At 47.6% G+C, this 26,268-nt stretch carries 17 protein-coding genes and 7 pseudogenes; 12 read left to right on the top strand and 12 right to left on the bottom strand.

Annotated features, from left to right (window positions below; translation table 11 throughout):
- Nucleotides 1-6: 6 nt before the first annotated feature.
- From ACB496_RS04455 to ACB496_RS04430, 6 genes are all read right to left on the bottom strand, one after another.
- Complete coding sequence (locus ACB496_RS04455) at nt 7-450, bottom strand: antirestriction protein (RefSeq protein ID WP_371974552.1); 444 nt, start codon at nt 448-450, stop codon at nt 7-9.
- A 12-nt stretch (nt 451-462) separates the two neighbouring features.
- Complete coding sequence (locus ACB496_RS04450) at nt 463-1,302, bottom strand: DUF932 domain-containing protein (protein ID WP_371974551.1); 840 nt, start codon at nt 1,300-1,302, stop codon at nt 463-465.
- Between the two features lie 177 nt (nt 1,303-1,479).
- Complete coding sequence (locus tag ACB496_RS04445; RefSeq protein WP_371974550.1) at nt 1,480-1,995, bottom strand: hypothetical protein; 516 nt, start codon at nt 1,993-1,995, stop codon at nt 1,480-1,482.
- A gap of 4 nt (nt 1,996-1,999) precedes the next feature.
- Complete coding sequence (locus tag ACB496_RS04440; RefSeq protein WP_371974549.1) at nt 2,000-2,551, bottom strand: hypothetical protein; 552 nt, start codon at nt 2,549-2,551, stop codon at nt 2,000-2,002.
- A 292-nt stretch (nt 2,552-2,843) separates the two neighbouring features.
- Nucleotides 2,844-3,731 carry a GTPase family protein gene (locus tag ACB496_RS04435; protein WP_371974548.1) on the bottom strand — a complete coding sequence of 296 codons (888 nt, stop codon included), beginning with the start codon at nt 3,729-3,731 and terminating at the stop codon, nt 2,844-2,846.
- Between the two features lie 63 nt (nt 3,732-3,794).
- Nucleotides 3,795-4,631: a hypothetical protein gene (locus ACB496_RS04430; RefSeq protein ID WP_371974547.1), complete on the bottom strand. Its 837-nt coding sequence runs from the start codon at nt 4,629-4,631 to the stop codon at nt 3,795-3,797.
- Between the two features lie 569 nt (nt 4,632-5,200).
- Here ACB496_RS04430 and ACB496_RS04425 point away from each other — a divergent pair.
- The 4 genes and pseudogenes from ACB496_RS04425 to ACB496_RS04410 form a co-directional block, all read left to right on the top strand.
- Entirely contained in the window at nt 5,201-5,410 is a 210-nt protein-coding gene (locus tag ACB496_RS04425; protein WP_371974546.1) for a helix-turn-helix transcriptional regulator, read from the top strand.
- An 803-nt stretch (nt 5,411-6,213) separates the two neighbouring features.
- The gene (locus ACB496_RS04420) at nt 6,214-6,834 is read left to right on the top strand and encodes an inovirus Gp2 family protein (RefSeq protein WP_371974545.1); all 621 of its coding nucleotides are present in this window, start codon (nt 6,214-6,216) and stop codon (nt 6,832-6,834) included.
- Nucleotides 6,835-7,079: 245 nt separating this feature from the next.
- Nucleotides 7,080-8,115: pseudogene (locus ACB496_RS04415) on the top strand (IS110 family transposase).
- A 305-nt stretch (nt 8,116-8,420) separates the two neighbouring features.
- Nucleotides 8,421-8,678, top strand: a pseudogene (locus ACB496_RS04410) (transposase); the annotation flags it as partial.
- Between the two features lie 12 nt (nt 8,679-8,690).
- Here ACB496_RS04410 and ACB496_RS04405 read toward each other — a convergent pair.
- Entirely contained in the window at nt 8,691-9,842 is a 1,152-nt protein-coding gene (locus ACB496_RS04405) for an IS30 family transposase (protein ID WP_371974542.1), read from the bottom strand.
- A gap of 64 nt (nt 9,843-9,906) precedes the next feature.
- Between ACB496_RS04405 and ACB496_RS04400 the strand changes: the two are divergent.
- The 3 genes and pseudogenes from ACB496_RS04400 to ACB496_RS04390 all read left to right on the top strand — a co-directional run.
- Nucleotides 9,907-10,812 (top strand): annotated as a pseudogene (locus ACB496_RS04400) (IS3 family transposase); the annotation flags it as partial.
- Nucleotides 10,813-10,973: 161 nt separating this feature from the next.
- A complete protein-coding gene (locus ACB496_RS04395; protein WP_181828015.1) occupies nt 10,974-11,195 on the top strand; it encodes a type II toxin-antitoxin system Phd/YefM family antitoxin in 222 nt (73 codons plus the stop codon).
- Nucleotides 11,192-11,584 carry a type II toxin-antitoxin system death-on-curing family toxin gene (locus ACB496_RS04390; protein ID WP_371974544.1) on the top strand — a complete coding sequence of 131 codons (393 nt, stop codon included), beginning with the start codon at nt 11,192-11,194 and terminating at the stop codon, nt 11,582-11,584. Before ACB496_RS04395 ends, ACB496_RS04390 begins: the two co-directional genes overlap by 4 nt.
- A 182-nt stretch (nt 11,585-11,766) precedes the next feature.
- On the opposite strand, the pseudogene ACB496_RS04385 reads toward ACB496_RS04390, so the two are convergent.
- Nucleotides 11,767-12,172, bottom strand: a pseudogene (locus ACB496_RS04385) (Tn3 family transposase); the annotation flags it as partial.
- Nucleotides 12,173-12,577: 405 nt separating this feature from the next.
- On the opposite strand from ACB496_RS04385, the gene ACB496_RS04380 reads away from it, so the two are divergent.
- Nucleotides 12,578-16,891, top strand: coding sequence for an autotransporter outer membrane beta-barrel domain-containing protein (locus ACB496_RS04380; protein ID WP_371974543.1), 4,314 nt, complete (start codon nt 12,578-12,580; stop codon nt 16,889-16,891).
- A gap of 246 nt (nt 16,892-17,137) precedes the next feature.
- Nucleotides 17,138-17,401 (top strand): annotated as a pseudogene (locus ACB496_RS04375) (autotransporter outer membrane beta-barrel domain-containing protein); the annotation flags it as partial.
- A gap of 18 nt (nt 17,402-17,419) precedes the next feature.
- Here ACB496_RS04375 and ACB496_RS04370 read toward each other — a convergent pair.
- The 3 genes and pseudogenes from ACB496_RS04370 to ACB496_RS04360 all read right to left on the bottom strand — a co-directional run.
- Nucleotides 17,420-18,313: pseudogene (locus ACB496_RS04370) on the bottom strand (IS3 family transposase); the annotation flags it as partial.
- 12 nt (nt 18,314-18,325) lie between these two features.
- Nucleotides 18,326-19,477 (bottom strand): IS30 family transposase, encoded by a 1,152-nt coding sequence (locus ACB496_RS04365; protein ID WP_371974542.1) that lies wholly within the window; start codon nt 19,475-19,477, stop codon nt 18,326-18,328.
- Between the two features lie 64 nt (nt 19,478-19,541).
- A pseudogene (locus ACB496_RS04360) lies at nt 19,542-19,790 on the bottom strand (transposase); the annotation flags it as partial.
- A gap of 513 nt (nt 19,791-20,303) precedes the next feature.
- On the opposite strand from ACB496_RS04360, the gene ACB496_RS04355 reads away from it, so the two are divergent.
- Nucleotides 20,304-21,260: a hypothetical protein gene (locus ACB496_RS04355; RefSeq protein WP_371974541.1), complete on the top strand. Its 957-nt coding sequence runs from the start codon at nt 20,304-20,306 to the stop codon at nt 21,258-21,260.
- A gap of 823 nt (nt 21,261-22,083) precedes the next feature.
- Here ACB496_RS04355 and ACB496_RS04350 read toward each other — a convergent pair.
- The gene (locus ACB496_RS04350; RefSeq protein WP_371974540.1) at nt 22,084-22,614 is read right to left on the bottom strand and encodes a fimbrial protein; all 531 of its coding nucleotides are present in this window, start codon (nt 22,612-22,614) and stop codon (nt 22,084-22,086) included.
- A gap of 467 nt (nt 22,615-23,081) precedes the next feature.
- On the opposite strand from ACB496_RS04350, the gene ACB496_RS04345 reads away from it, so the two are divergent.
- Together ACB496_RS04345 and ACB496_RS04340 are read left to right on the top strand one after the other, a co-directional pair.
- On the top strand, nt 23,082-23,618 hold the full coding sequence (locus ACB496_RS04345) for a fimbrial protein (RefSeq protein ID WP_371974539.1): 537 nt from the start codon (nt 23,082-23,084) through the stop codon (nt 23,616-23,618).
- 86 nt (nt 23,619-23,704) lie between these two features.
- On the top strand, nt 23,705-26,260 hold the full coding sequence (locus ACB496_RS04340) for an outer membrane usher protein (protein ID WP_371974538.1): 2,556 nt from the start codon (nt 23,705-23,707) through the stop codon (nt 26,258-26,260).
- Nucleotides 26,261-26,268 lie beyond the last annotated feature (8 nt).

Here is a 26,268-nt window from a genome sequence, read left to right as displayed (position 1 = left end):
TATGCCTCAGTCGATGAGATGCATAATGGCGCTGCACTCTGGATGGTTCAACGCGAAGTCTCGTAAGCGATAATAGTGCTCAGTCATCGCGTCACACTCGGTACGACAGGCATGGTGGTTGTAAGCCATCAGGCAGGCGACTATCCCTGCGGCCTCGCCAGTAAGTTCCGCGCCGTTACCGTTCATACTGTTGAACAATCTCCACTTTTCATCTTGCTCTAACTCGGGAGCCATAAAAGCACCACCGTTACTGAGCGTCAAAAAATTCCAGATACCGCCGTGATAATCGGTACACAGCCGGTCCATCCAGGCAAAGATCCGGGGCTCAAGCGTTATCCATTGCGGGATGGTGCCAAAGTGCTGTGGCCAGAAGCCGACGTGTAACTCGTCAGGGATCACCGAGGCAGTAATTGCTGACTGCTCAGCGAACTGAAGGTTTTGTGTATCCATTAAATTATCTCCTTATGCCGGAACGGTTGGTTGACGCCCGAAAAACTCGAGCATGTTTTCTGCCATAACCCACAGGGCACGATTGAGCTTCACATCGCCATCAATACCGGTAACAGCACGGGTGCGGCTGCTTTTTCCCTGTACGGTTCGCCCTAACAGACCGCCTTGTATCAGGTTCTCCTGCACGCGCTGATAGACGGTCCAAAGGTCATCGTTGTAGTCCTCTCTACGACGCGGAGTCAGCAACTGCGATAACGTGACTGGCTGGTGGTCCTCACCAAATCGATACTTCAGTGCAGCATTCGCCAGTGCGTGACGTGCAGGTGCTGGCAGCGCCAGCGACTGCATCGCATCGCGTTTCTCCTCCACCCGGTCAAACACGCCGAGCACTTCGTAAGCCCCTTCAATCACCCTCTCAACAACATTCCCTTCATGCGGTACCCGCACTTTTCCGAATGACTGACCGCAGACCAGACCATTGGTACAGACGCCACGAAACAGCCCCGGTAGCATCTGATAGCTTGAGGAGCCGTCATGACTGTTGAGCAAAATGATTTCCGGTACCTGATGCCCGGTCAGTTGACCGACACGACGCAGGCGAAGCATGTGTTTGGTGTGCTCCCGTTTGCTCTGGTCCCGAACCTTCGTCTGGCAGGCAAAGAACGGCTCAAAGCCTTCCCGCTCCAGACTTTCGAGGATGGTGATGGTCGGGATGTAGGTAAAACGGTCTGAGCGTGATTCATGCATGTCACTCCCGAACACGCTGGGTACATGGCTCATCAGCTCTTCGTGGGTCAGAGGCCGGTAACGGCGTATCTGGTTTATACGGCCAAAACGGCTGGCTAATCGCATGTGAAAACTCCTCGAATGAATCAGACGGTAAAAAAGCAAAAAGGCCATTCCCCGGAGGGGACAGCCTTGTGTGTGATGCGTATGAAGAGAGAGTCGTCGGTTATATGAGCCAGGGTTCGGGAGCATTCCCTTGTAACCGGACGGGCCAGAAATGACTGTCCGGAGAGGCCCGGATTATCAAAGGCTGTCTGACTGAACAACCCCCTCATTCGCCAGAGAATGGCTGATGTTGTTGGCCACCGTATTCGGGTCGAGCTTTATTTCGGTCAGCAGTTTTCCAGTCTCCGGCGTGCCTTTATATACATAAAGCGATGCAAAAGGTTCCCCTGAATCATTCGAACCCGCTGAAACCTGATAGCTTGTATCCCCATTTCTGACCGTAAAATCCTGAATGCTGATGACTTGATTGCTTTGGTATGCGTAATAGGTTGCCTGCGCCGGGACGGTGATATCCATCTCTTTGCTTCCTGCCCCCACCTTACCGAACGAATACGAAACCGACGGGGTGACAATACAAATTTCTACCTCCTTTTTGTGGTTTGTAGTCTGGGCGTAAAACACCGGTTTGGCGCAGCGCTGATAATGCACCTGACGCAACGTGTCCGGTGTGGCGGCAGACGCCTCTGACGTGACCGCAAATAAAATCACTGCATTTAACAGTAAATGACAGGTAATACTTTTGACGTGTTCCATTTTTTTACTCCCCCGCTTCGGGTAATACGACATAAATATCCCGGCCCTTGCGCTCAATGGTCACAGGCTCCTGAGCGCCGGTGTTCAGTAATGCCTGTGCCCGCCAGAAACGGTCGTTCACTTCTTCCTGCATATTCTTCACACGGATACAACGTTCGTCGGATCCTTCATCCTGCAGAATCTTCGTCACTACACTGCAGGCACGTTGTGCGAGATTTTCCGTGCCTGACTGACGGTTAAACAGATAAATCGCCATAAATGACATCACCGTACACAACAGCCAGACCTGCATCAGCCGCCAGGGTTTGCCGTGCATCTGATCACGCTGACGCAGGTACACCACCGGGAACCAGAACCCGAGAAAGGAAGGTGGCGTGATGCCTTGCTTCATCAGGTTTGTCCGGTCCAGCAACACCCAGACCAGGGCTATGACCATATAAAGGATAAGCGCGACGATTTGGGGAAAACTCAGGACCAGGACAATCCAGAGCGCCGGGAGCACAACCGCCAGACACCAGGCAAAGAGGTCGTGGCGCAGGAGTGTATAGGATTTCATTCCGTTTCCCCCTGAATAATATTTTCTTTATTAAAGACAGTGATAAACAAAAACATGGAAAAGCTCCTTTATAAACAACTTACTGGAATGACTGGCAAAGAGTCTGCAGGTTATTTTCAGCGCAGATCGTACTGGCTAACTTTCTGATGTGATAATCGTTAATTCAGATCGATAAAGGCATACCGATCGTTTTTATCTATCAGAAATAACGATAGGTAACGAACATTCGATAGTTTATGACTATCACTTATTTGCTTATCGATCGTCGAAACAGATCGAAACGGCAGGAGAGTCATCGCCAGAAAAGAAGATGCCAGAGAGCACGGGCAGCACAGAGCAGCGCGTGGCGCAGCTGTCTGAGCTGGCGTATCAGCACGTCTGAAAGCGCCAGTGTGTTCACAGCCTCATCAAATATGTCACCCGTGATACGGACAAAGCCTGCCCGGGCCGTGTCGCTAACGCAGTAGGTACGCAGCTCAGGATCAAGGTGACGGGAAACAGCACTGCAGCTATGTGGCGGCAGCGCCAGTATCAGCGCTTCAGCCCAGCGGTCCAGGTTGTAATACTCTGCAGCAGAAACGGCAATAACGGGATGGGCAGTGGCAAACAGGGTAGCGGCCAGAACAGCTTTGGCATGCAGATTTTCAGCCTGGCGAGGAGAAGGACAGTGGCTCACGGTATCCCACTCCCGGCAAGGCTCTGTCTTGTCTGCCTGGCTGAGGACAAACAGAAAGCGCGCCGGGGCGACACCCGCCTCCCTCAGTGAGCGATAGCAGCGAAGGTCGTCATTCCATGCACGCTCATCCGCTTTCAGTACCCACACAATCACATCCAGCCTTGAGGACCAGGCCAGGTAAAGCCTCTGGTAAAGGGCATCAAGTTCCGGGCTCTCAGCAATACCCGGGAAATCGACAATATGAAGCATTCGGGAACCGTGCTGGACCTGCCAGCGCTGCACCCGACGGGTACAGCCTTTGACAGCGTCAACGCTGGCGGGAGGAGGGCTGAACAGCGTATTGCACAGACTGGATTTGCCTGAACCCGTTTTGCCCATCAGGCCGATGCGGGGCTCATAATTTATGACGCTGTGGAGTTGTTGTTGTATCTGACGTGCAGCGTCAGGAGGCAGCCGGGAGAGCAGCTGCCTGAATGGCGTTTCTTCCGGAGAATCATTGTGCATATTTCACCTGTGATAAAAATAATCTTGTTTGTTATCACAGGGGTAATGTTGGGCTGAAATTATTTACAACTCACCGGGAAGGGTTAATATCTTCCCGGAATGTCTTTTCTTTTGCGTTTCATTCATTGCTTTTAATTTCAGACGTTCTTTATGGAAAGAAACATCAACGCCCTTGATAAGGACGGGTGCACGGTTGGTCTTTTCTGGAAATTTCACGGGTAACGTTGACACCGGTATAAAGAATGCGCCGGTTTTATCTTTAGTGGATATCTCCGCCACCTTACAAAGCCCCCTGGGTATTCCCCGCCCTGCTTTGGCAATATCTTCATATTTTATGTAGCGTAATTTTTCAAAATTAAACTTCCCGTCGTGCCTGTCCCATAACTCCCTGTTGACGATAATAACCCTGCATGTTGCGGTGAACATCCCTTCGTAAAGGCCATATTCAGCATAGGGGGTACTATAATAACACGCGACATTTGTCTTTAGCACGACCAGAAAGTGGCCTTCGTTTTGTCCCTCACATTTAAAACCATCCTGTTGCAGGACACCTTCTTCAATTTTGATATCAATCACTCCCATTAAAGATTTGTGCTTTAACCGCATCAGGGCGCTTTCTTTTTCCTGTTGCTGATATCCGTGAGCAAGTCCCGCAAATTCAATCTGGCCACTCACAGTGAATTCACGTGACGTAATAAATTCGGGATAAAGCTCTACTGAAGCGGGTTTGCTCTTACCCTCATTATCAGCCTGCTGCAGGCCTTCTCTTTCGTTCTTTACCAGAGAGTAAAGATAGTGGGATTCGCTTTTTTTCCCACTGGACTTCACCGCCTTGCTCTGAAGAAACGCTTTCGTCTCCTCATCCGAATAGTACATTGTTGCCTTAAATTTATATGCCATAAATCCTCACCCCTCACCTGGTTTCCCTGTACTTATCTTCTGGTTTGCCTTCCATCTCCGACAACCTGTCCATATCTGATGCCGTGCAAAGATGGCTTACAATCATACAAACTAAAAAATAAAAAGTAACCTACAAAGTAAGAATTACAGGTTATTTATATTTTAATGAAAATAATAAAGCAACCTATAAAAGTAGGTCACTTTATTATTTTATTTTGAATAACAGTGCATTATAAAAATGACATATCAATCTGCAATTGTACCCAGCTGGCCTTTCTGCAGGGTACTGACTCCGTTAGTAACCTCATGGATAAGATGTTTCGTTAAAAAAATACTACACCATCAATCTCCACTCCAGCGTGCCACTGTGCGCTATGAACTATGTGCGCACGGCCTTAGTCCGGGCAGAAGAGGCGGGGTTTAACACATCACTGACGCGCCTGTTGAAAGTGGATACCCGTCTGTCTAATTAATTTTTTACACGGCCTTCCATCCTCTGAGGAAGGCTGCATCTCATACCTGAAACAGTCATTCCTCCTTTTCACATTCAACGTAAAGGAGTTCTCATCATGAATACATCAACGGCCCTGCTTAACGACCAGCTGGTCGATATGGCTTTCATCACCACCTACACCGAAATGACAGACAAATGGTTCTACAAACTGATTAGCGAAGGACACTTCCCTAAGCCAATCAAACTGGGTCGTAGCTCGCGTTGGCTGAAAAGCGAAGTGGAAGCCTGGGTGCAGCAGCGCATAGCAGACTCCCGGGGTAACTGAGCTAAAACAGTGGAAGCAAGGCTTTGTCCGAGGTAGTCTGGCTGAAGCAAAAATGGGCAAAACAGATGTTGTCCATGAGCACTCCCAGATGTCCTGATTATCAGATTTTCGTTTATGTTCTGAATCGATAACCCTGGAGTAAAATTCAGACGATGAAAAATTATCTAAGCGTGTCCTGCGCGGCTCTGCATAGTAATTAGCCACAATTCTTTTACAGTATATATATTATATACAGAGTAGTCTTTAGAGATGCATGAAATAATAATTGTTTATATTGATGCATTATATTCAAGGCAATCCATAGATAGATAACACATACATAAAGCAGATTATAAATCAGCTATGCATTAAGATACAGCCTCAAAAAATGCACATAAACGCAAGACAGGATTGTAAAGTATACAGCCGTATAATAACAGAAAGTCGATCGAGACTTGAAATATAAATAACTAGATGAAAGTGGCACATTAAATATCAAACCCACCCTTACATCGACATTAAGTAAATATTAAAGAGATAAAACTGTCATCAGCGATAAAATTACCCTAGCTCACTTCTCACTACTGATCATTCAGGTGTGATGGCCATCAGTCACTTAAATCACCCTTACTTCATTATCACGTAAATATAAACCTTAAAGTGCATTGATTGACAAGCCTCTTATCTCCGTCAATTGACAAGTACCCGGTAGTATCATGACGTTTCACCTTCTGAAAGCTTAATCCCCATGAGTGCATCCCTCACGGTCATTTGTTCTGACAGGGATTGCGAACATCTGCAATATACCTACTGGAGCAATCTTCATGACTAACAGTAAATTTGGCCCCCTGAACTCTGGCTATATGAATCGTATGACTGAAATCATCAACAAAGCAATAAAAGCCCACGCCAGAACATCCGTTTTCACCTTCGTACTCAGACTGCCTGAGCATCGTGATGCAGATGACAGCATCGCCTGTGCCCCTGATTTGAGACCGGGCTTAATGGAACGCTTCACCGGAGCGCTGAGGTCGCGGATAAATGCCCATCAACAGCGCCGTAAGCGGGAGGGGCTCCAGGTGTGTTCAACGGATCTGAGATACATCTGGGTGCGTGAAGTTGGAGAGAGCGGTAAATCGCACTACCACGCAGCGATATTTGTTAATAAAGATACCTTTAACGGCTTAGGGAATTATTCGACGGAAGACCATAATCTGGGGAGCTATATCAGCGAGGCCTGGTTGAGTGCGTTAAATCTGCTCGAAACGCCTGAGTACAGAACGCTGGTAACCTTCAACAATACGCCACATTCGCTGGAGTGTCTTCGGGTGGACCGCTTTGGGCAACAGTTACTGAAACTACGGAGCCACTTAAGCTATTTTGCCAAAGAACACACCAAATCCTACAACAAGGAAGAACGCTCATTCGGGGGAAGTGTCAGATAAGCCAACAGAGCACAGCCAGAGCCAGCCACGAACTGACGATTGACCCTTTCGTGAGCGGCTTAGACAAAGGACAAGCTGTCGTGAGCCCTTTTTTACCATCAGACACACCGGGCAGACTTATTGTCTTCATCAATCGCACGATCGTTGAACTTGCCACCCTGATGTGTAGTGATGTGATGGACGCCCTTTCCTAAAGCAGCCAGTGCCATACTTTACTGTCTGCGTTTACTACGGGAGTAAATCACATGAGCACGATCAGAGTTGTTGGTATTGATATCGCCAAATCAGTTTTTCAGGTCTGCGTCTGGATGGTGGATGGCTCCGTCGCATGGAACAAAAAAATCTCTCGTTCTAAATTGCTGGATACTATCCGACAGTTTGAACCTGGAACTCTTGTTGCTATGGAAGCCTGCGCCACTTCGCATTTTTGGGGGCGAACCTTCGCATCTATGGGCTACTGCGTCAGACTCATCCCCGCACAACACGTAAAAGCTTTTGTCCGTAGCCAAAAAAATGATGCCAATGATGCGCTGGCAATTTGCGAGACAGCATTTCGCCCGGGCATTCACTTTGTTTGTGTAAAAACCACAGAGCAGCAGGATATCAAGGCGCTTCGGAACACACGTCAACTGATGGTTGAGCAGAGAACGGCGCTGGCCAACCAGCTTCGTTCTCTGCTCGCTGAATATGGCTTCACTATTCCTGTCGGGATCCTGCGTCTCCAGCAACAGCTACCGGAGCTGATTGAAGATGCCTCAAACAGCCTGACATTCACTCTTCGTCGGCTGCTGTCCTCGCTGCGGGAAGATATGCAGGCATTAAATGAACGAATTAACAGTCTGGATAACGAAATTACAGCGCTGTCATCACAACAAATCGCGTACCGCCATCTATTAACAATCCCGGGCGTCGGTCCCCTGATTGCAGCCGCGTTTATCAGCGATAGTTGATGCCACACAGTTCTCGAGTGGGCGAGAATTATCTGCATGGTGCGGACTGGTTCCCCGCCAGCACAGTTCGGGCGGAAAACAACGCCTGTATTCAGTGACGAAGAATGGCAACCGGAGTCTGAGAACTCTCATTATTCATGGTGCGCGATCTGTAATGCGCTGTATGAAAAAGCGCGATGATCGCCTGAGTATTTGGCTGCAAAGGCTGGAGGCCCGTCGAGGGTTCCTGAAAACTACGGTTGCGCTGGCGAATAAGCTGACGAGAATTATCTGGCGTGTTTTGACCGATGGTATTGATTTTAATTTGCAAAAGGCCGTTTCGATGAGCTGAATAAAAACAGCAAGTTACAGAAAACATTTTTAACTGAGTTTGCAGGCACTGATGAGATAACGGCTACCGTCCCTGTAACAGCCTGAAGTTGACCTGGGTAATCAAATACCGGTGTAGTGATTAGGAAACAGGGCTCGGATAACATCATGGCGCAGGTCATTGAACCTACTAACGACGCCGGATATATGGTCGCAAACCGCATCGAACCAGTACTTGCATCACCCGGGGCGTCCATATATGGTTTACTGAATTTGGCCACCTGAACAGAGGTGATATGCTCACCTCAGAACAATACAGGTGCCCCAATGAAAAAAAGAAATTTCAGTGCAGAGTTCAAACGCGAATCAGCTCAACTTGTTGTCGATCAGAATTATACCGTTGCTGAAGCGGCTAAAGCGATGGACATCGGTCTTTCTACCATGACGCGCTGGGTTAAACAGTTGCGCGATGAACGTCAGGGCAAAACGCCAAAAGCCTCACCCATAACGCCTGAACAAATTGAAATTCGTGAGTTAAAGAAAAAAATTCAACGAATTGAAATGGAAAACGACATTTTAAAAAAGGCTACTGTAGATTCAATCTGTCAACGCAACACCCCTTTCAATTATCTCTTTCGGTGTTTTGAACTTCAGTGTCTTTCTCGGTCTGTTGTTTAGCTGAGCTGCAACCTGATCCAGCTCATGCTGAGTATATTGGGCAAGGCATGTCTTTTTGGGAAAGTATTGTCGAATTAGCCCATTAGTGTTCTCGTTTGTTCCCCGCTGCCAGGGACTCTGAGGATCGCAGAAGTAAACTTTAACTCCGGTGCTGCCAGTAAATTCCAGATGCCTGGCCAGCTCCATTCCTCTGTCCCATGTCAGTGATCGTCGGAGTTCAGGCGGCAAGCTCAGGAATTTGTCGGTAAGAGCCTGATTCACTGAGAAAGAATCTTTGCCCCTGAGTCTAAGGATGATCGTATAACGTGATTTTCGGTCTACAAGTGTGGCTATATGCGAGTTTTTTGTGCCTGATATTAAATCACCTTCCCAGTGCCCCAGAGAGCGTCTGTTATCGATATGCCGGGAGCGTTCGTGAATTGGCGTTCCGTTCACTATGTTGATCGTACCTCTTTCACCTTTGCGGGTATGGCGTCTGCCATGACGAAGGCTATGCGACCGGCGCAGATGCTGTACATTCAGGTGGTGTAGCGCTTCACGGCTACGAAAGTACAGCGTTTTATAAATTGTCTCAGGTGATATTCGCAGTGTTTTTTGGCGCACCTTCGTTCGCCTTAACCATCCTGATATTTGCTCTGGAGACCACTTCATCTCCAGCTTTTCCAGGACAAGCTCTCGCAACGGTAAATTCTGATCCAGTAAGCACGGTTTTGGTCTTTTCGCCATCCTGTTGGCCCGGTTATTAGCATCAACAGCTTTGTAATAGCGCCTGCCTCGATTACGCTGAACTTCACGTGAGATCGTCGAAGGACTACGATTCAGCGCAGTCGCTATAGCACGAATGCTCATTTTGGCTGACAAACCGGCTCGTATTTCCTCGCGCTCAGGCAGCGTCAGATGAGCTACAGCCCGCTTGCGCTCATTGGGTTTAATGCCACCAGTATCTCTTAACATGGTGAAGATTGTTCCTGGTTTTGAACCCAGGATATTAGCTATTTCACTGAAGCCTTTTCCGTTCTTCCACAGTTCAAAAACAGATGCTTTTTCCTTTGCTGTAAATGTCCGTCTCATCCAACAATCCTCCGCAACTACATGTTTTCACATGACTGTTGCGTTGACCAATTGAATCTACAACCGCGCTCTTGATGTCAGACTCCCTGAACAGTTCTCGTTAATCGGGAAGCTCAGAGCGCGTTATCCCGTGGCAACACTTTGCCATGTGTTTGGGGTTCACCGTAGCAGCTACAAATACTGGAAAAGTCGTCCTGATGAACCGGATATCAGGCGGACAGCGCTGCGCAGCCAGGTGCAGGAATTGCACAGCATCAGTCATGGCTCTGCGGAGGCAAGGAGCATTGCCACCATGGCAAGGCTTAAAGGCTTCCGTATGGGGCGCTGGCTTGCAGGCAAGCTCATGAAAGAGCTGGGACTTGTAAGCTGCCAGCAGCCAACACACCGGTATAAGCGCGGTGGACAGGAGCACATCGCTATAACGAACTATCTTGCTCGCCAGTTCGCAGTCACCGAGCCCAACCAGGTATGGTGCGGCGACGTGACTTATATCTGGACGGGAAAGCGCTGGGCATATCTTGCCGTTATTCTCGACCTGTTCGCCAGAAAACCCGTGGGCTGGGCAATGTCATTCTCACCGGACAGCAAACTCACTATGAAAGCGCTGGAAATGGCCTGGGAGCGTCGGGGAAAGCCAACGGGAGTAATGTTCCACAGCGATCAAGGTAGCCACTACACAAGCCGACAGTTCAGGCAGTTACTGTGGCGTTGCAGGATAAAGCAGAGCATGAGTCGGCGGGGAAATTGCTGGGATAACAGCCCAATGGAGCGGTTCTTTCGAAGCCTGAAAAAGGAGTGGGTTCCTGTGATGGGATATATGAACTTCAGTGAAGCCGCTCATGCGATCACAGATTACATCGTGGGTTATTACAGCACGTTCAGGCCGCATGAATATAACGGTGGATTACCACCAAACGAATCGGAAAGTCGATACTGGAAAAACTCTAAAGCCGTGGCCAGTTTTTCTTGACCACTACACCGTCTAATGGCATGCACGGTTTGACCAGGCACAAAGCTGGGCATCCATTCCTCTTAATATCTTTCAGTGTTAATCCGGTCCCTGACAGGTTGCGACTACTACCGTTTAACTGTACATTTAATCTGTACATTACAAAGAAGAGGTGTATTTTTATGTTCACTATTTCAGCAACAGAAGCCCGTGCAAAACAATCCACGATCCTGGATAAAGCTTCGCAGGGCGAAGCTGTACGCATCACGCGCCGAATTGGTGGCGATGTAGTGGTTATTTCTGCTAAAGAGTATCAGGAGTGGCAAGCGGAAAAGTTTGATCGGGAGTTCGCCCAAATCACGGGCCGGTTTGGTGATGCCTTAAAGGATTTGGCTGATAAATGATTTTTTCACTGAATGAAGCGATCGTAATGCGAATTCACGATCGTATGATCGAATTATACGGCGGGCTTCCTGGCATGCCGGATGCGGAAAGGGTGGGTGCAATCATAGCGCGCGTGGAGCAAGCTAAGTTTTATAGCGATCCCGCTCCGGATATTTTTGAAACGGCGGCCCTATATTGGATAGCCATAGCGCGGGGCCATATCTTCAACGATGCCAATAAGCGCACAGCGCTGGCCAGTACACTTTTTTATTTGGCGCGTAACAACATCCAAATCCGTAACCATCCGGAAGATCAGGCGCGGTTAGTGGATTTAACCCTCAAAGCCGCTACCGGCGACCGGGACATTGCTGATTTGGCCACCCAGCTCCGCACGTTCGTTACCTTCTGATATGATTGCTCCAGCTCAAGAGCATACGCTGGCATAACGAGAAGCGAATCAAGTAATCATTAGGTGTAATGAACCCGATAAAGGACAGTCAGCATCTGGGGATCACAACTTAATCATTCCAAGAAAACATCCGCAGTCCCTAAAGTGACATTATCAAATTGCAGTAACATAAACAGCGCTCACTCAATGCGGTCAATTTCTCTCAGCGCCTTTGCCAGGCCATTTTGTTTGGGATAGCTTTTTCAGCATCAGGGATGCCGTTACGGTTCCCTGCTTTATCGATGTCGCCAGACGCAGCACCTCACGCCGGTGAATCTCGATCTCTTTCAGGTTCAGGCTGGTTGTGGATATCAGCGACTGAAGCGCCGGGTATTGGTCCGCTTTCCCTTTGATAAACAGCTTGTTGTCATGGAGATCCCGAATTCGTGGACAGAATGCAAATCCCAGCAGATGCATCCGGGCAAAAACATGATCGGTGAAACCAGCGGTATCGGTGTAATGCTCCCTGATTTCGAGGTCACTTTCGTGGTACAGCAGGCCATCGAGCACATGGGTTGAAACCCTGACCCGACTGATTATGTCGGTGAAAACCGGCTGTATTGATCCGAAAATCAGCAGATACGGACAGTGGCAGCCACCGACCGGATAGCATTTAACTAACCATTATGCTTAAGCCTGACTATCCTGAAAGAATATGCACGTCAGTAGAGCTTGTAGTTTTATCTATTAGAAACTTTAAATTTATCATGAATTAGGTGGCGAGATTTCCTACTAGTAATTTTAAACAGAATCATTAAAAATATTGATAATTTATATTTAATTAATAATTACAATAAGTTACACCCATGAAGTCAAGGTAAAAGCAAAAGGAGTATGACTATGGCAGTACTCGGAAAGACCTCTCTCCTTTCTACATGTATTTACCTAGCTTTATCTTCTGCAAGTCAGTCTTATGCCGCCTGCGACAATTATCTTCCTGGCACGGGGCAAACTGTGGAGTGCGACGTATCCCCCCCCAATCCCTATCCCACTGCGATTGTCAGCACCAGCGGCGTGACAGGCGTCACCGTTAATATTGCCCCAGGTAGCGAACTTAATGTCGCAGGAGCGGAAGCTATTTCTCTTGGTGATGGCAGCAATATCATTAACGCCGGGCAGCTGACAGGCACCATTGGTGTGCTACTGCGGGAAGGAACAAGCGTGCTTAATAACAGCGGCGCTATCACCGGAACTACCGGGCCAGGAGTACTGTTTAGCAGCAGCGGAAATAATCAACTGACAAACAGCGGGGCTATCCAGGGCGGCGTCGGTAGCAAGGCGGTTGTCTTTGGCAGCGGCAATGATTCACTCATCGTGAACGGCGGCACCATTACCGGCGATGTTGATTTTGGCGATGGGGCCGACAGTGCCAACATCAGCAACGGCACCATCACCGGCACCCTCCTGCAGGGCAATGGCATTGACGATTTTGTCATGAGTGGAGGCTCACTGGGCGCGCTTCAGCAGGGAGATAACCGGGACACGTTCATCATGACAGGCGGCACCATCGTGGACGCTTTCGAAGATGGCGACGTAGCTAAGATGACCGGAGGAACCATTGGCCGCGTTAATATGAAGCTCGATAACAATATTTTTGATATGTCCGGCGGCGAGATAGTCGGTAACTTGGTTACCGGCTTCGGCAATGACACCATTCTTGTCAGAGGCGACAGCGTAATCGGTGGAAACATTAGCGTCAGCGGCGGCACAGACAGTGTGACGGTCACCGGCGGCACGGTCAAAGGCGAAATCAGAATGAGCACCGGGGATGATATCTTCCACTGGGAGAAAGGCACTATTCTGGGCAATATAATGATGGAGGCCGATAACGACCGGATAGAGTTGACTAACCTAGACGCCGCCTCTGCGGCCCCCTCTCCTCTTATAGACGGAGGCGAGGGCAATGATACTTTAGTTATGGACAACAGCGTATATGTCCACAGCACGGCAAACGTTATGCAAGGGATTGAGCACATTACTCTCATTAACGGTTCCACGCTGGCGCTCAATAACAGTCCATTGCCGCTGGGTGATGCCAAAGACGATAACGCCAGCACCGGTTATACCCTCGACGGTACCAGCACCCTCGCGATTCAAAACGGCAACCAGACGGCGTTTAAAAGTCACGTGAGCGGAACGGGGACGATAAGTACGGACACAAGCGGCAACGTTTTTAGCTTTACCGGCAACAATGCCGGGGACAATTTTTCCGGAACCCTGGCGCTGGGTGACAGCACCTTCGATCTGAGTGGTCTGAATACTCAGGCGCTCGGCCATGCCACGCTGCGGGCAGGAACTGACAGCGTGACGACCGTAGGAGCTGGCGAACAGCATATCGGCGGTCTAACGTTTGCAGGCGGGACCGTCGATTTTGGAAGCGTCGCGCCTGGTAATACCCTGCCGGACAACACCATTCAAACAAGCCGCGATCTCGATTTGAAGGGCAGCGGTACGGTTAAAGTTGGCATTGGCAATATGGTGAATGAATACCCTGCCGCCGCGAATAATTTGCCGCTGCTCTCTCAGGATGACGCAAACACGACCATCAAACTGGCTGGTTCAGATGGCACAGTCACCGGAAACGGCGGCAACCTGACGCTGGCCGATGCCAGTGGCAACATAATTACCGACAGTATTACCGATGACATTCTTCAGAACGGCAAGGTGGTTGCTCAGGGGACCTGGGACTGGCGTTTAAGCTCAGGTGAAAACCAAGACGGGCTGTATATCGCCTACGCCCTGAAGCAGGTGGAACTCCAGGGTACCGGCGCCGATACCCTGATCCTCAACGGTCAGAACGCCTCAGGCAATGCGGCAGACCTGAGCGCAAAAATTACCGGCAGCGGTGATTTGGCATTTGAGAATGCCGCAAACGGTACGGTTTCTCTCTCGAATAAAGATAACGACTACACCGGAATAACCGATGTTCGCAGCGGTAATTTGCTGATGAATAACAACAGAGTTCTCGGCAAAACATCCATTCTTCAAATGGCGAGAGACACCGCGCTAAATATGAATGGGTTTGCCCAGACGATTGGCAGCGTTGATACCGCTGAAAATTCGCAGATTGATATTGCCAGCGGCAGCCTGACGGTTGACCAAGGTGGCACAATAAACGGCGGCCTGCTTGGCGCCGGAAACCTGACGCTTAATAGCGGCACGCTGGACATCAACGGCGCAAACACCGCGCTGAGCGCCAGCACGCAAATCCTGAATGGCGCCACGGTCAATCTGACCAACGCGGAGGGTCTGGGAAGCGGCGATATCGATAACGCCGGTCTGCTTAACCTCAATGGAGCCAGCGGCACGCTGCTCAACAACCTGAGCAACAGCGGCGACGTGGATTTAAATACCAGCCAGATTATCCTGGCCGGGGATAACTCACAGTTCAGCGGCACGTTTAATATTGATGCAGACAGCCAGCTGACGGCGGGAGAAGCCCGACATATTGGCAGTGCGACCATCAACGATGCGGGCACATTAAATCTGACTACCGGCACCGACTGGACGCTGGCTAACAGCGTAACGGGAGCAGGCAACCTCGTTAAAAACGGAGCGGGCGTTGTCACTCTGACGCAGGCGAGCGCAGCCTATACAGGAACAACATATATTAACCAGAGCGGCATTGCCTTTGGCAGCCGCGGCCAGCCGATTAAGCTGGCAACCTCAGAAGTTAATATTAATAACGGCTTCCTCGCGGGCAACGGTACGGTTGCCGGGGATGTAAATAACAAAAGTCTGCTTCAGGTCGGGAATCGCACGGCCTCGCAGGACAGCGTCACGCAGAGTATCGTGACCTTTGCCGCCGTTCTGGCTGAGTCAACAACCGATGCGCTGACAATAGATGGCAATCTGACCAACAGCGGCCAGGTTCAGGTAGGCCAGACCGGAAGCGATGCCCTGGCTGGCAATACGCTCACCGTCAATGGCAACTATACAGGTAACGGCGGTAAAATCGCCTTTAATACAGCTCTTGGAAATGACGCCTCCACCACTGACCATATGACCGTCAACGGCGACACTGGCGGGACAACTTACGTAGTCGTGGCTAACACCGTGGGAAGCGGGGCCAGAACTCTCAACGGAATTGAATTGATCAATGTCGGCGGAAGTTCTGACGGCGAATTCTTACAGGACGGACGCATTGTTGCAGGGGCATATGATTACCGGCTGGGGCGCGGTGCGGGCGCAAACAAAAAAAACTGGTATCTGACTAATGATGCTGATGACCCGACTAACCCTACAGAGCCGGGCATCCCTGAACCGCCTACAGGTAATAATGTCATGCTGCGCCCTGAAGCGGGCAGTTATACAGCAAACCTGACTGCGGCAAATACCATGTTTAATACGCGGTTGCACGACAGACTGGGGGAAACGCAGTACACCGACGCGCTTACCGGAGAGAAAAACGTCACCAGCCTCTGGCTCCGCCAGGTTGGCACGCATAACTCCTCCCGCTCAAATACCGGCTCGCTGAAAACTACTAGCAATCAGTACGTTGTGATGCTTGGTGGGGATCTGGCGCAATGGAGTAGCGATGGACTGGATCGCGGTCATCTTGGCATTATGGGCGGTTACGGCAACAACCAGAGCAACACTCGTTCCAGCGTGACAGGTTATTCCGCCAAAGGCCAGGTCAATGGCTACAGCGTCGGCCTGTACGGCACATGGTATGCAAACGATGCTGACAAAACAGGTCTGTATATAGACAGCTGGGCACAGTACGGCTGGTTTAAAAACACCGTTAAGGGTGAAGACCTTCCCCAGGAAAAATACGATTCAAGTGGACTGAGCGCCTCTCTGGAGAGCGGCTATACATGGAAAGTCGGCGAATTCAGCAGCAGCAAGCAAAGCATTAATTCAGTTTATATCCAGCCGCAGGCGCAGATAACTTGGATGGGCGTAAAGGCAGACAACCATACGGAGGGTAACGGAACCCGAATCAACAGCGACGGTGACGGAAATATCCAGACCCGCCTGGGGACCCGCGTTTTCCTGAAAGGCCACAGCAATATTGACGAAGGCAAAGACCGGGAGTTTGAACCCTTCGTTGAGGCGAACTGGCTGCATAATACCCGCAGCTATTCAACCAGTATGAACAGCGTCAGAATTAGTCAGGACGGTGCCCGAAATATTGGCGAGCTGAAAACCGGCGTCGAAGGCCAGCTTTCACGCAACCTTACGGCGTGGGGTAACGTGGGTCAGCAGGTGGGGAATAAAGGTTATTTCAATACGGAGGCTATGCTGGGAGTTAAATATAGCTGGTGATCCCAGTATTCAGCATTGAATGTCCGGGCTCATTTTGATATCGGCCCGGCAATATGTTTACTGTCCACTTTTCGGTGGGCTTTTGCTCTTTACTCAACGCAGCATACAATCAATTTGCCTTGCACCTGTCCATGAGTGACCATCGATTCGTTTACCTGATGGTATCGAATAAGTGGTCGATTTATTGTTAGCCACTTTAAATGACCGCTTAACAGCGTTTACTGTTCCGTTGCTCCCCAAACCCCGTTGGGTCGCTGGCACCTGGGACTGATGGCCGGTTACGGAAATAATAAAAGCAACTCAATTTCAAACGTCAGCGGTTACTCTTCCAAAGGCCAGATTAGTGGCTACAGTGTGGGTGTATACGGTACGTGGTATGCGAACGATGCGGATAAAACCGGTTTATATCTGGATATGTGGGCGCAGTATAACTGGTTCAAAAATACGGTGAATGGTGAAGACCTGTCTGAAGAAAAATATGGTTCTCAGGGCAAAAATGCTTCGATGGAATGAATCGCCACGGATAATCTAGACACTTCCGAGCCGTTGATAATACTGGTTTTCATATTCTGTCGGTGACATCTGATCGCTAGAACCATGCCGACGCTTACTGTTATAAAACATTTCGATGTAATCAAAAATATCACTGCGGGCTTCTTCCCGCGTTCCGTAGATCTTTTTCTTTATCCGTTCGCGTTTCAGTAACTGGAAAAAGCTTTCTGCAACCGCATTATCATGGCAGTTACCGCGACGGCTCATGCTGCCCTCCAGACCGTGTGATTTCAGGAACGACTGCCACTCATGGCTTGTGTACTGACTGCCCTGATCCGAATGAACCAGCACCTGTTTTTGGGGATTACGCCGCCATACAGCCATCAGCAGTGCGTTCAGGACAATGTCCTTTGTCATCCGGGATTGCATGGACCAGCCGATAATTTTGCGTGAGAACAGATCAACAACCACGGCAAGATACAGCCAGCCTTCGTGGGTCCTGATGTAGGTTATGTCCGTTACCCAACGCTCATCCGGAGCATCCGGATTGAACTGTCGCTGGAGCCTGTTGGGCGACACGATACTGGCCTCGCCTTTACGTGCCCGCGGGCTCCGGTATCCGACCTGAGCCTTTATCCCGACACGTTTCATCAGTCGCCAGACTCTGTTCACTCCGCACTGTTGCCCGCTGTCCCGCAGATCCAGATGGATTTTGCGATAACCATAGACGCATCCCGATTCCAGCCAGAACTGTTTAATCTGTCCTGTCAGTCTCAGGTCTGCCTGATGGCGTTGTGAATGCGGCTGCTGAAGCCAGGCGTAAAAACCACTGGGATGAACATCCAGCACCCGACAGAGCAGGCGAACAGGCCAGCAACAGGTGTTGTCACGGATAAAGGCGTACCTCAGTCGGACAGCTTTGCGAAGTACGCCGCTGTAGATTCAATCTGTCAACGCAACACCCCTTTCAATTATCTCTTTCGGTGTTTTGAACTTCAGTGTCTTTCTCGGTCTGTTGTTTAGCTGAGCTGCAACCTGATCCAGCTCATGCTGAGTATATTGGGCAAGGCATGTCTTTTTGGGAAAGTATTGTCGAATTAGCCCATTAGTGTTCTCGTTTGTTCCCCGCTGCCAGGGACTCTGAGGATCGCAGAAGTAAACTTTAACTCCGGTGCTGCCAGTAAATTCCAGATGCCTGGCCAGCTCCATTCCTCTGTCCCATGTCAGTGATCGTCGGAGTTCAGGCGGCAAGCTCAGGAATTTGTCGGTAAGAGCCTGATTCACTGAGAAAGAATCTTTGCCCCTGAGTCTAAGGATGATCGTATAACGTGATTTTCGGTCTACAAGTGTGGCTATATGCGAGTTTTTTGTGCCTGATATTAAATCACCTTCCCAGTGCCCCAGAGAGCGTCTGTTATCGATATGCCGGGAGCGTTCGTGAATTGGCGTTCCGTTCACTATGTTGATCGTACCTCTTTCACCTTTGCGGGTATGGCGTCTGCCATGACGAAGGCTATGCGACCGGCGCAGATGCTGTACATTCAGGTGGTGTAGCGCTTCACGGCTACGAAAGTACAGCGTTTTATAAATTGTCTCAGGTGATATTCGCAGTGTTTTTTGGCGCACCTTCGTTCGCCTTAACCATCCTGATATTTGCTCTGGAGACCACTTCATCTCCAGCTTTTCCAGGACAAGCTCTCGCAACGGTAAATTCTGATCCAGTAAGCACGGTTTTGGTCTTTTCGCCATCCTGTTGGCCCGGTTATTAGCATCAACAGCTTTGTAATAGCGCCTGCCTCGATTACGCTGAACTTCACGTGAGATCGTCGAAGGACTACGATTCAGCGCAGTCGCTATAGCACGAATGCTCATTTTGGCTGACAAACCGGCTCGTATTTCCTCGCGCTCAGGCAGCGTCAGATGAGCTACAGCCCGCTTGCGCTCATTGGGTTTAATGCCACCAGTATCTCTTAACATGGTGAAGATTGTTCCTGGTTTTGAACCCAGGATATTAGCTATTTCACTGAAGCCTTTTCCGTTCTTCCACAGTTCAAAAACAGATGCTTTTTCCTTTGCTGTAAATGTCCGTCTCATCCAACAATCCTCCGCAACTACATGTTTTCACATGACTGTTGCGTTGACCAATTGAATCTACAGCGGCTTTTTTTAATATGTCCCGTTCGTCGGTAACCCGCTTCAGCTCTTTCTGGAGACGGCGGATCTCGGCCTGAGCATCTGACTGTTCTTTATTAGTGGAAGAATCCGGACCGTACTTCTTTATCCAGGCGTAAAGGCTGTGGGTGGTGATATCGAGACGTGTTGCAACGCTGGCAACAGAATAACCGCGATCAACAACCTGTTTGACTGCTTCAATTTTAAACTCTTCGGGATAACGCTTACCGCTCATGGGCACCTCTCTTTAAGCCATCTTAAATGACTCTGAGGTGTCTGTTAAACCCGTGGCGATTCAATTGTTGGTAGTAACACTATTGTTAAAAACTTGTTTCGCCAATCAAAGGCGCGGACAAACACTGTGCCCTGCAAGGAAATTACCCTATCATTATATACTTATCCTGCAATGATTTTGTAATTAGGTGCTTATGGTTGGGTTGGGAATAACTTTTATTTATGCCGTTAAAAATAACTAACATCCTGAAATGGTTGATTTTAAATTACTATGCACAACTTGTGTGAATCGTGGAGTTTGTCTCGCCATCAGTGATTAGCTCTCTATGGGCAACGAAAGCCGCTCGCATTATTTAATCGTTACAGTCAATAACAAACTATACTCTTGGATAACTATCTATGTTTATGAGTAGAATCTTTTCTCTGTTAAATTGGTCGGTAACTATTTCTTGTAAAATCCCAGCAGTGTTTCTTATGGCGTGAGGGAAACCTGTTAAACAAGAGTCTGTATTAAATGGTCGAGAAAGTAATGACACCATCTATGATAAGAGCGCAGTCCCGCGACGGACACAATGATTGCAATCATACAGCCTACGCCGAGCGTGGGTATCTCATTAACTTAAAAACGATAATAAGACAGAAAATTATGCGCATAGTGATGCTATCACTTATCTTTGTGTCCAACTCCTGCTTTGCCGGTGCCTACGGATACTACCAGGGTGGCCTGCCAGCAACAGGTGGCACACTAGCTAAAGGCACTTCGGTTCCTATCTGTAATCAGGCAGATGCATACCCCGCGAAAAGTTGGAATGTGACTCCATATAGATGGAATACTGAGTGGGGAGAGTGGAGACGAGCAGGGAGTACTGTGGCTCCTCGCACATATGGAGCTACCACTGGGCAAGCATGGAATGACGAATCGACGATTGACCCAAAAATGATCTTAGAAAACCGCGTCTGCAAGACCGAAGGTGACAAACTATTTGGCGTTCCGATAGACTCAGCCTTCAATATCGGGTTGTTTAAACCTGATGACCCCGAGCTTGTTGGTGACACATGCCTCGTTTTTGATGGCGATAATTCGGATATCGACAAGGAAGCCTTGGCAGATAGATCCTGTAGTATTAGCCCAGGTATACCCGAACTTGATTGTCATGTTGTACCCTCTGAATTGAAATGGGATCTCGGGACGTTAACTGCTGATGAACTCGCCAAAAAGAGTATTGATTTGTATTTGAGCACTGAATGTAAAAATCCCCATCAGAATAGTGTGCAAGTTAACATCGAAGTTACTCCTAATGAAGTCAACAATGTCGAAATGGCTTTCACCACTTCAACAGAAAAATCTTTGGATGGGGACTACACGCTCACCCCTGGGCGTCAATTTCCGATAAAAATCACATTTATCGGAATGCCATCAGAAACAGGAAGTATGACATTTACTTCAATAATGAAAATCACATATTTATAATAAATTGATATTCAATAGGTTATAAAATAAGTTAGAAAGGTCATGAAAATGCATGTGATGTCTCTAATTGGTTGAAATTGACATCCTCCCCGCCCTAAATGAACTGCAACCCAAAAGTTGGACGATTTAAATCAGGCTGTCGCTGAGGCCTAGGTCCGGTATTCTACTGGGCACTGGCCCGTTAACTTCAGGCTTATCCGGCCATTCTCTTATTCGCTAGCCAGCTCTATCTTTCGGAGTGCTGGCGAAGATAACACCGCAACACGAACAAGCTTGCGGTAGAATTCCTTTCGTTGACGACTTCAAACAACTTAACTTGCCCGTTTTGCCACTTCGTAAAGCCAACTTTAAACAGAATCCAGCCCAACGACCGGCGAGCGCAAACGTTTAAACTGTTTTCGTGCCTTGCCATGGTATGCGAGCTATTCGAGTGCGAATTGCAGGAGTTTAACGGGAAGCCGGAAGCGCTTTGGTCGCCGTCTTACTTAGCTGGTAGCGTGGGTGGTGCGCCCATAGACATCTCCTATACTCAAAATATAGGTCGACTACCGTGGCGGAGTCAGTCCATCAATGACTTAGAAGTGTCGAGGTTATCCATGGCAATTCAGTGAGTCCAGTAAGCGCACCTGAGAACGAGAGCTATGGGGTTCATGTTAGATAAAGATATTTAACCTCATAATAATGAGGTTAAATAATAATGGCTGATATGAAGGTAATATGTAGACTAGCACAGTTAATGATATTAGCACTTCCAGCCGCAATGGTAAAATTACGGTGGTGATATAGTTCAAGAGCTATCGCTTAAAATAGCTCTTGTTAGAAATTATAAATAATCCAATGTAAAGTTTGCAACTGCGGTGAAATCACCTTCAGTTGGACGCAAACCGCCAACGAGATAAGCTGAGAAATGTAATGTATTATCACCTGCCAAAAGATTTTGAGGTGAACTTGCGACTCCCAGAGGAAGATAATCACCGCTATTTTGCTCCGAAATGGCGATGCCAATCCCACTGGCTGTGCCGCTTGTCCCCAGAATTGAAGGATTAAACGTAGCGCCTGAACCGTTGAAGGTTATTGTTACCCAATTCTCGAGTTTTGGCTTATTTAAGATACAGTTCTCGAGTGAAATATCAAAGTTACGTGGTGTTGATTTTCTGTCACCATCGGTCAGATCTTTAATGGATATCTGCCCCAGATCAACTGTTTGATCTGATGATTCAGGAGAAATGGAACAGGCCGAGTCAGTAATATTTCCGGTAAAGGTTACTTTACCTCCCTGATTTGCAGCCATTGCATTCCCGGTTATAAATGCTGTCGCCAAGCCAAGAAGGATAATTTTTGATGATAAATTCATATATTTTCCTGTTGAAATATAAAGTCATAACATGGCTGGGTTCAAGCCAAGTATATTAGAAAGGATAAATATAATTATCAGGTAGTGTATCAAAAGCGTCCACCCACTCTCTCAAAGAAACAAATTTATAACATTTGTGTGGTGCCCCTGCTATACCGGAGATTACATTCATCGTCAGGGGGACCAGATGTAAAAAACATAACTGATATTCTCCTGCGGTTCATCTGCACTACTTATCAGGAATGGTTCTGCAACATCAGAACACTTACAACCTACGATGAAAATATCCGGGTAAACGGTTGGAAAAACCTATTTGTTAGTTGTTAGTTGTTAGTTGTTTGTTACAAAAACATGGGTTTTTCGAACAATGCGGACATTTTTATAATCTTCGTAATACTTTCCTATTTAATATGTAACGAAATCTGGAATTGGTTCAGATCTTATAAATAAAAGATTAAGGCTTTCAAATGAAATTATCTGCATTATGTCTTTCGCTTGGTTTTACTGCTGTAATGATGTCTGGCAGCGCAATGGCTATAAACCAGGGAGGGAAAGTAACCTTTACCGGAAATATTACTGACTCGGCCTGTTCCATTTCTCCTGAATCATCAGATCAAACAGTTGATCTGGGGCAGATATCCATTAAAGATCTGACTGATGGCGATAAAACAACAAAACCGCGTGATTTTGATATTACACTAGAAAATTGTGTGCTGGATCAAGATGGCGCAAATACAGTGACCGTTACATTCGGTGGTACGTCGTCAGAATTTGAGCCAGGCATTTTAGGGGTTAGTGGTACGGCAAGTGGTGTTGGAGTAGCTATCGCAGAGCAGAATAGTAGCTCTGGTTTTCTACCTCTGAATACTCCAAGTAAAGCAATGGATATTATGAATGGCAGTAATACGATGCATTTCTCAGCTTATCTCATGGGGGATGAAAGTGCTACGCCAACCGAGGGTGAATTTACCGCTGTCGCAAACTTTATTTTAGCTTACCAGTAAGTTGCTTTATCCTTACGAGCAGGAGTACTTGTAACACCTGTTCGTAAGGATATTTTCGGGTGAATTAAATAATCAATGTTTGATAATTGAAGTTAATTGAAATGGCGATACATAGCAAATCAATAAAGGCAAGTGCGGTTATATTTGCAATGTATTCACTTGCATTTTCAATTTTCCTTCGGGTGCCAGTCGTCAATTCTGAAGATGAAATTCAATTTAATACTAGCATCCTTGATATAAATGATAAAAATAATTTTGACTTAAGCCAGTTTTCTAAGAAAGGGTTTATTTTACCCGGTACTTACCAGTTGATAGTGAAAATAAATGGTCAAAGCACCGAAGAAATGGAAGTCATCTTTCGGGCGCCTGAAGACGACCCTAATGGTAGCGAAGCTTGCTTAACTAGAGATATGGTTTCCCTGTTTGGGATTAAACCTGACATTTTTGAAAAATTGCAATGGGATGATAAAGACCAATGCCTGAGGCTTAATAGCCTGAACGGCCTAACCATTGATGTCGCACTCGCTACGTCATCCTTAGCATTAGGCATTCCGCAAGCTTATCTCGAATATACTGACACAAACTGGGACCCTCCCTCCCGATGGGATAATGGCATTTCAGGAGTTTTGGTTGATTATTACATCAATGCGCAGTCGATAGATAGACAACATGAATCGCGTAGTAGTAGTGATTACACACTTAGTGGAAATGGAACTACTGGAGTTAACCTAGGAGCCTGGCGCTTAAGGGCTGACTGGCAAATGAGCCCAGATTCAACTTCGTCAACCAGTGCAATGTCCTCTGATATGGAATGGAGTCGATTTTATGCGTATCGTCCGATACCAGCATTAGCGGCGAAACTGACAGTAGGCGAAGACTATCTTTACTCGGACGTTTTTGACAGTTTCCGATTTACAGGTGCAGGGCTTAAGTCTGACAACAATATGCTGCCACCAAATTTACGGGGTTATGCACCTGAAGTCACTGGTGTGGCCAACAGTAATGCACGTGTGACAATTTCCCAAGAGGACCGCATTTTATATGAAACACAGGTCGCAAGTGGTCCTTTTTCTATACAGAATTTAAGCGATAATATCCGTGGAAAACTTGACGTTAAGATTTCTGAGGCAGACGGTTCAATTAGAGAGTTTCAGGTTGAGACCGCGAATATACCTTATCTCACCCGCCCTGGAACGGTAAGATACAGTACCGCTGTTGGTCGGGCCTCGGGCTGGTCTCATTCAGTAGATGGTCCGTTGTTTGCTACCGGGGAATTTTCCTGGGGTGTAAGTAATGGTTGGTCACTTTTTGGTGGGAGCCTTGTTAGTGATAATTACTGGGCTGCCGCTGCGGGTATTGGCAGAGACCTGTTCACCATTGGGGCTGTATCTTTTGATATAACACAATCCAAGGCTACCCTACCCGATGATTCAACATTACAAGGTAGGTCCTTTCGGTTGGATTACTCGAAATCTTTTGACGAGCTAGATGCAAATATAAGCTTTGCAGGTTACCGATTTTCAGAAAGAGACTTCATGAGTATGGCTGAGTACCTTGATGCCCTTGATACTGGGGAAAGGTCAGGAAACCGAAAAGAGATGTATACTATAACGGCAAATAAACGATTTGACAGTATCGGACTTACCGCATATCTGAATTATACCCATGAAACATATTGGGAAAACCCTGTTAATGATCGTTATAGTATTACGGCCTCTCATAATGTTGACATTGGTCCTATAAAAAATATCAATCTGTCATTGTCAGCTTATCGTAATGAATACCAACAGGAGACAGACGATGGGATGTATCTTTCCATGTCAGTGCCTTTTGGTGAGGGTGGTACTGTTTCTTATAACGTTTCAAACAATGGAAGTAACACAGAGCAGCAAGTCAGCTATAACAAACATTTAAATGAATATACTGACTATCGAATTAGCACAGGTTATAATGAAAGCAGCAATTCGTTAAGCGCAAATGTGACGCATAAAACCGATATTGCGCTGATAAATGGAAATGTAAGCTATAAGTCAGATCAATACACTCAGCTAGGGATATCCTTACAAGGAAGTGGGACTGCGACTATGAAAGGCGCTGCGCTGCACCGTTCTGGGATGAATGGAGGAACCCGGCTTATGGTCGATACTGATGGTGTTTCAGGCGTCCCTGTCAGAGGTTATGGGGCATCTGTGTATTCAAATGTATTCGGCACATCAGTTCTCGGTGACGTTAATAGCTATTATCGAAATTCAGCTAAAATCGATTTAGATAAACTGGATGAAAACACAGAAGTCAGACGTTCTGTTGCCGATTTGACTATGACTGAAGGCGCTATAGGATATCGACATTTTGATGTTATATCAGGGAGTAAAGGTATGGCTGTAATTCGTCTTAAGGACGGGTCATATCCACCTTTTGGTGCTACTGTTCACAATACAAACCACGAAGAAATTGGTCTCGTAAATGATAGTGGCAGTGTCTATTTAAGCGGAATAAATGCAGGTGAAACTATATCTGTACGTTGGGATGGAGAATCCCAGTGTGCCATTGGTGTTCCTGATAAACTTCCCCTTAATAATGAGCAAATTGCTAACTTGCTGTTGACATGTCACCCTGTGGCATCATCAACAGTGCAAGAGTGAAAACATAA

The organism is Lelliottia nimipressuralis, assembly GCF_041464075.1.
GTDB lineage: Bacteria > Pseudomonadota > Gammaproteobacteria > Enterobacterales > Enterobacteriaceae > Enterobacter > Enterobacter nimipressuralis.
Note: the sequence above shows the minus strand (reverse complement) of the source record. Positions and strands in the feature narration are given on the sequence as shown.

Excerpts from the sequence above, each read along its gene's own strand:
- ACB496_RS04455 (WP_371974552.1), bottom strand. The coding sequence starts at position 450 with ATGGATACACAAAACCTTCAGTTCGCTGAGCAGTCAGCAATTACTGCC.
- ACB496_RS04450 (WP_371974551.1), bottom strand. The coding sequence starts at position 1,302 with ATGCGATTAGCCAGCCGTTTTGGCCGTATAAACCAGATACGCCGTTAC.
- ACB496_RS04445 (WP_371974550.1), bottom strand. The coding sequence starts at position 1,995 with ATGGAACACGTCAAAAGTATTACCTGTCATTTACTGTTAAATGCAGTG.
- ACB496_RS04440 (WP_371974549.1), bottom strand. The coding sequence starts at position 2,551 with ATGAAATCCTATACACTCCTGCGCCACGACCTCTTTGCCTGGTGTCTG.
- ACB496_RS04435 (WP_371974548.1), bottom strand. The coding sequence starts at position 3,731 with ATGCACAATGATTCTCCGGAAGAAACGCCATTCAGGCAGCTGCTCTCC.
- ACB496_RS04430 (WP_371974547.1), bottom strand. The coding sequence starts at position 4,631 with ATGGCATATAAATTTAAGGCAACAATGTACTATTCGGATGAGGAGACG.
- ACB496_RS04425 (WP_371974546.1), top strand. The coding sequence starts at position 5,201 with ATGAATACATCAACGGCCCTGCTTAACGACCAGCTGGTCGATATGGCT.
- ACB496_RS04420 (WP_371974545.1), top strand. The coding sequence starts at position 6,214 with ATGACTAACAGTAAATTTGGCCCCCTGAACTCTGGCTATATGAATCGT.
- ACB496_RS04405 (WP_371974542.1), bottom strand. The coding sequence starts at position 9,842 with ATGAGACGGACATTTACAGCAAAGGAAAAAGCATCTGTTTTTGAACTG.
- ACB496_RS04395 (WP_181828015.1), top strand. The coding sequence starts at position 10,974 with ATGTTCACTATTTCAGCAACAGAAGCCCGTGCAAAACAATCCACGATC.
- ACB496_RS04390 (WP_371974544.1), top strand. The coding sequence starts at position 11,192 with ATGATTTTTTCACTGAATGAAGCGATCGTAATGCGAATTCACGATCGT.
- ACB496_RS04365 (WP_371974542.1), bottom strand. The coding sequence starts at position 19,477 with ATGAGACGGACATTTACAGCAAAGGAAAAAGCATCTGTTTTTGAACTG.
- ACB496_RS04355 (WP_371974541.1), top strand. The coding sequence starts at position 20,304 with ATGGTCGAGAAAGTAATGACACCATCTATGATAAGAGCGCAGTCCCGC.
- ACB496_RS04350 (WP_371974540.1), bottom strand. The coding sequence starts at position 22,614 with ATGAATTTATCATCAAAAATTATCCTTCTTGGCTTGGCGACAGCATTT.
- ACB496_RS04345 (WP_371974539.1), top strand. The coding sequence starts at position 23,082 with ATGAAATTATCTGCATTATGTCTTTCGCTTGGTTTTACTGCTGTAATG.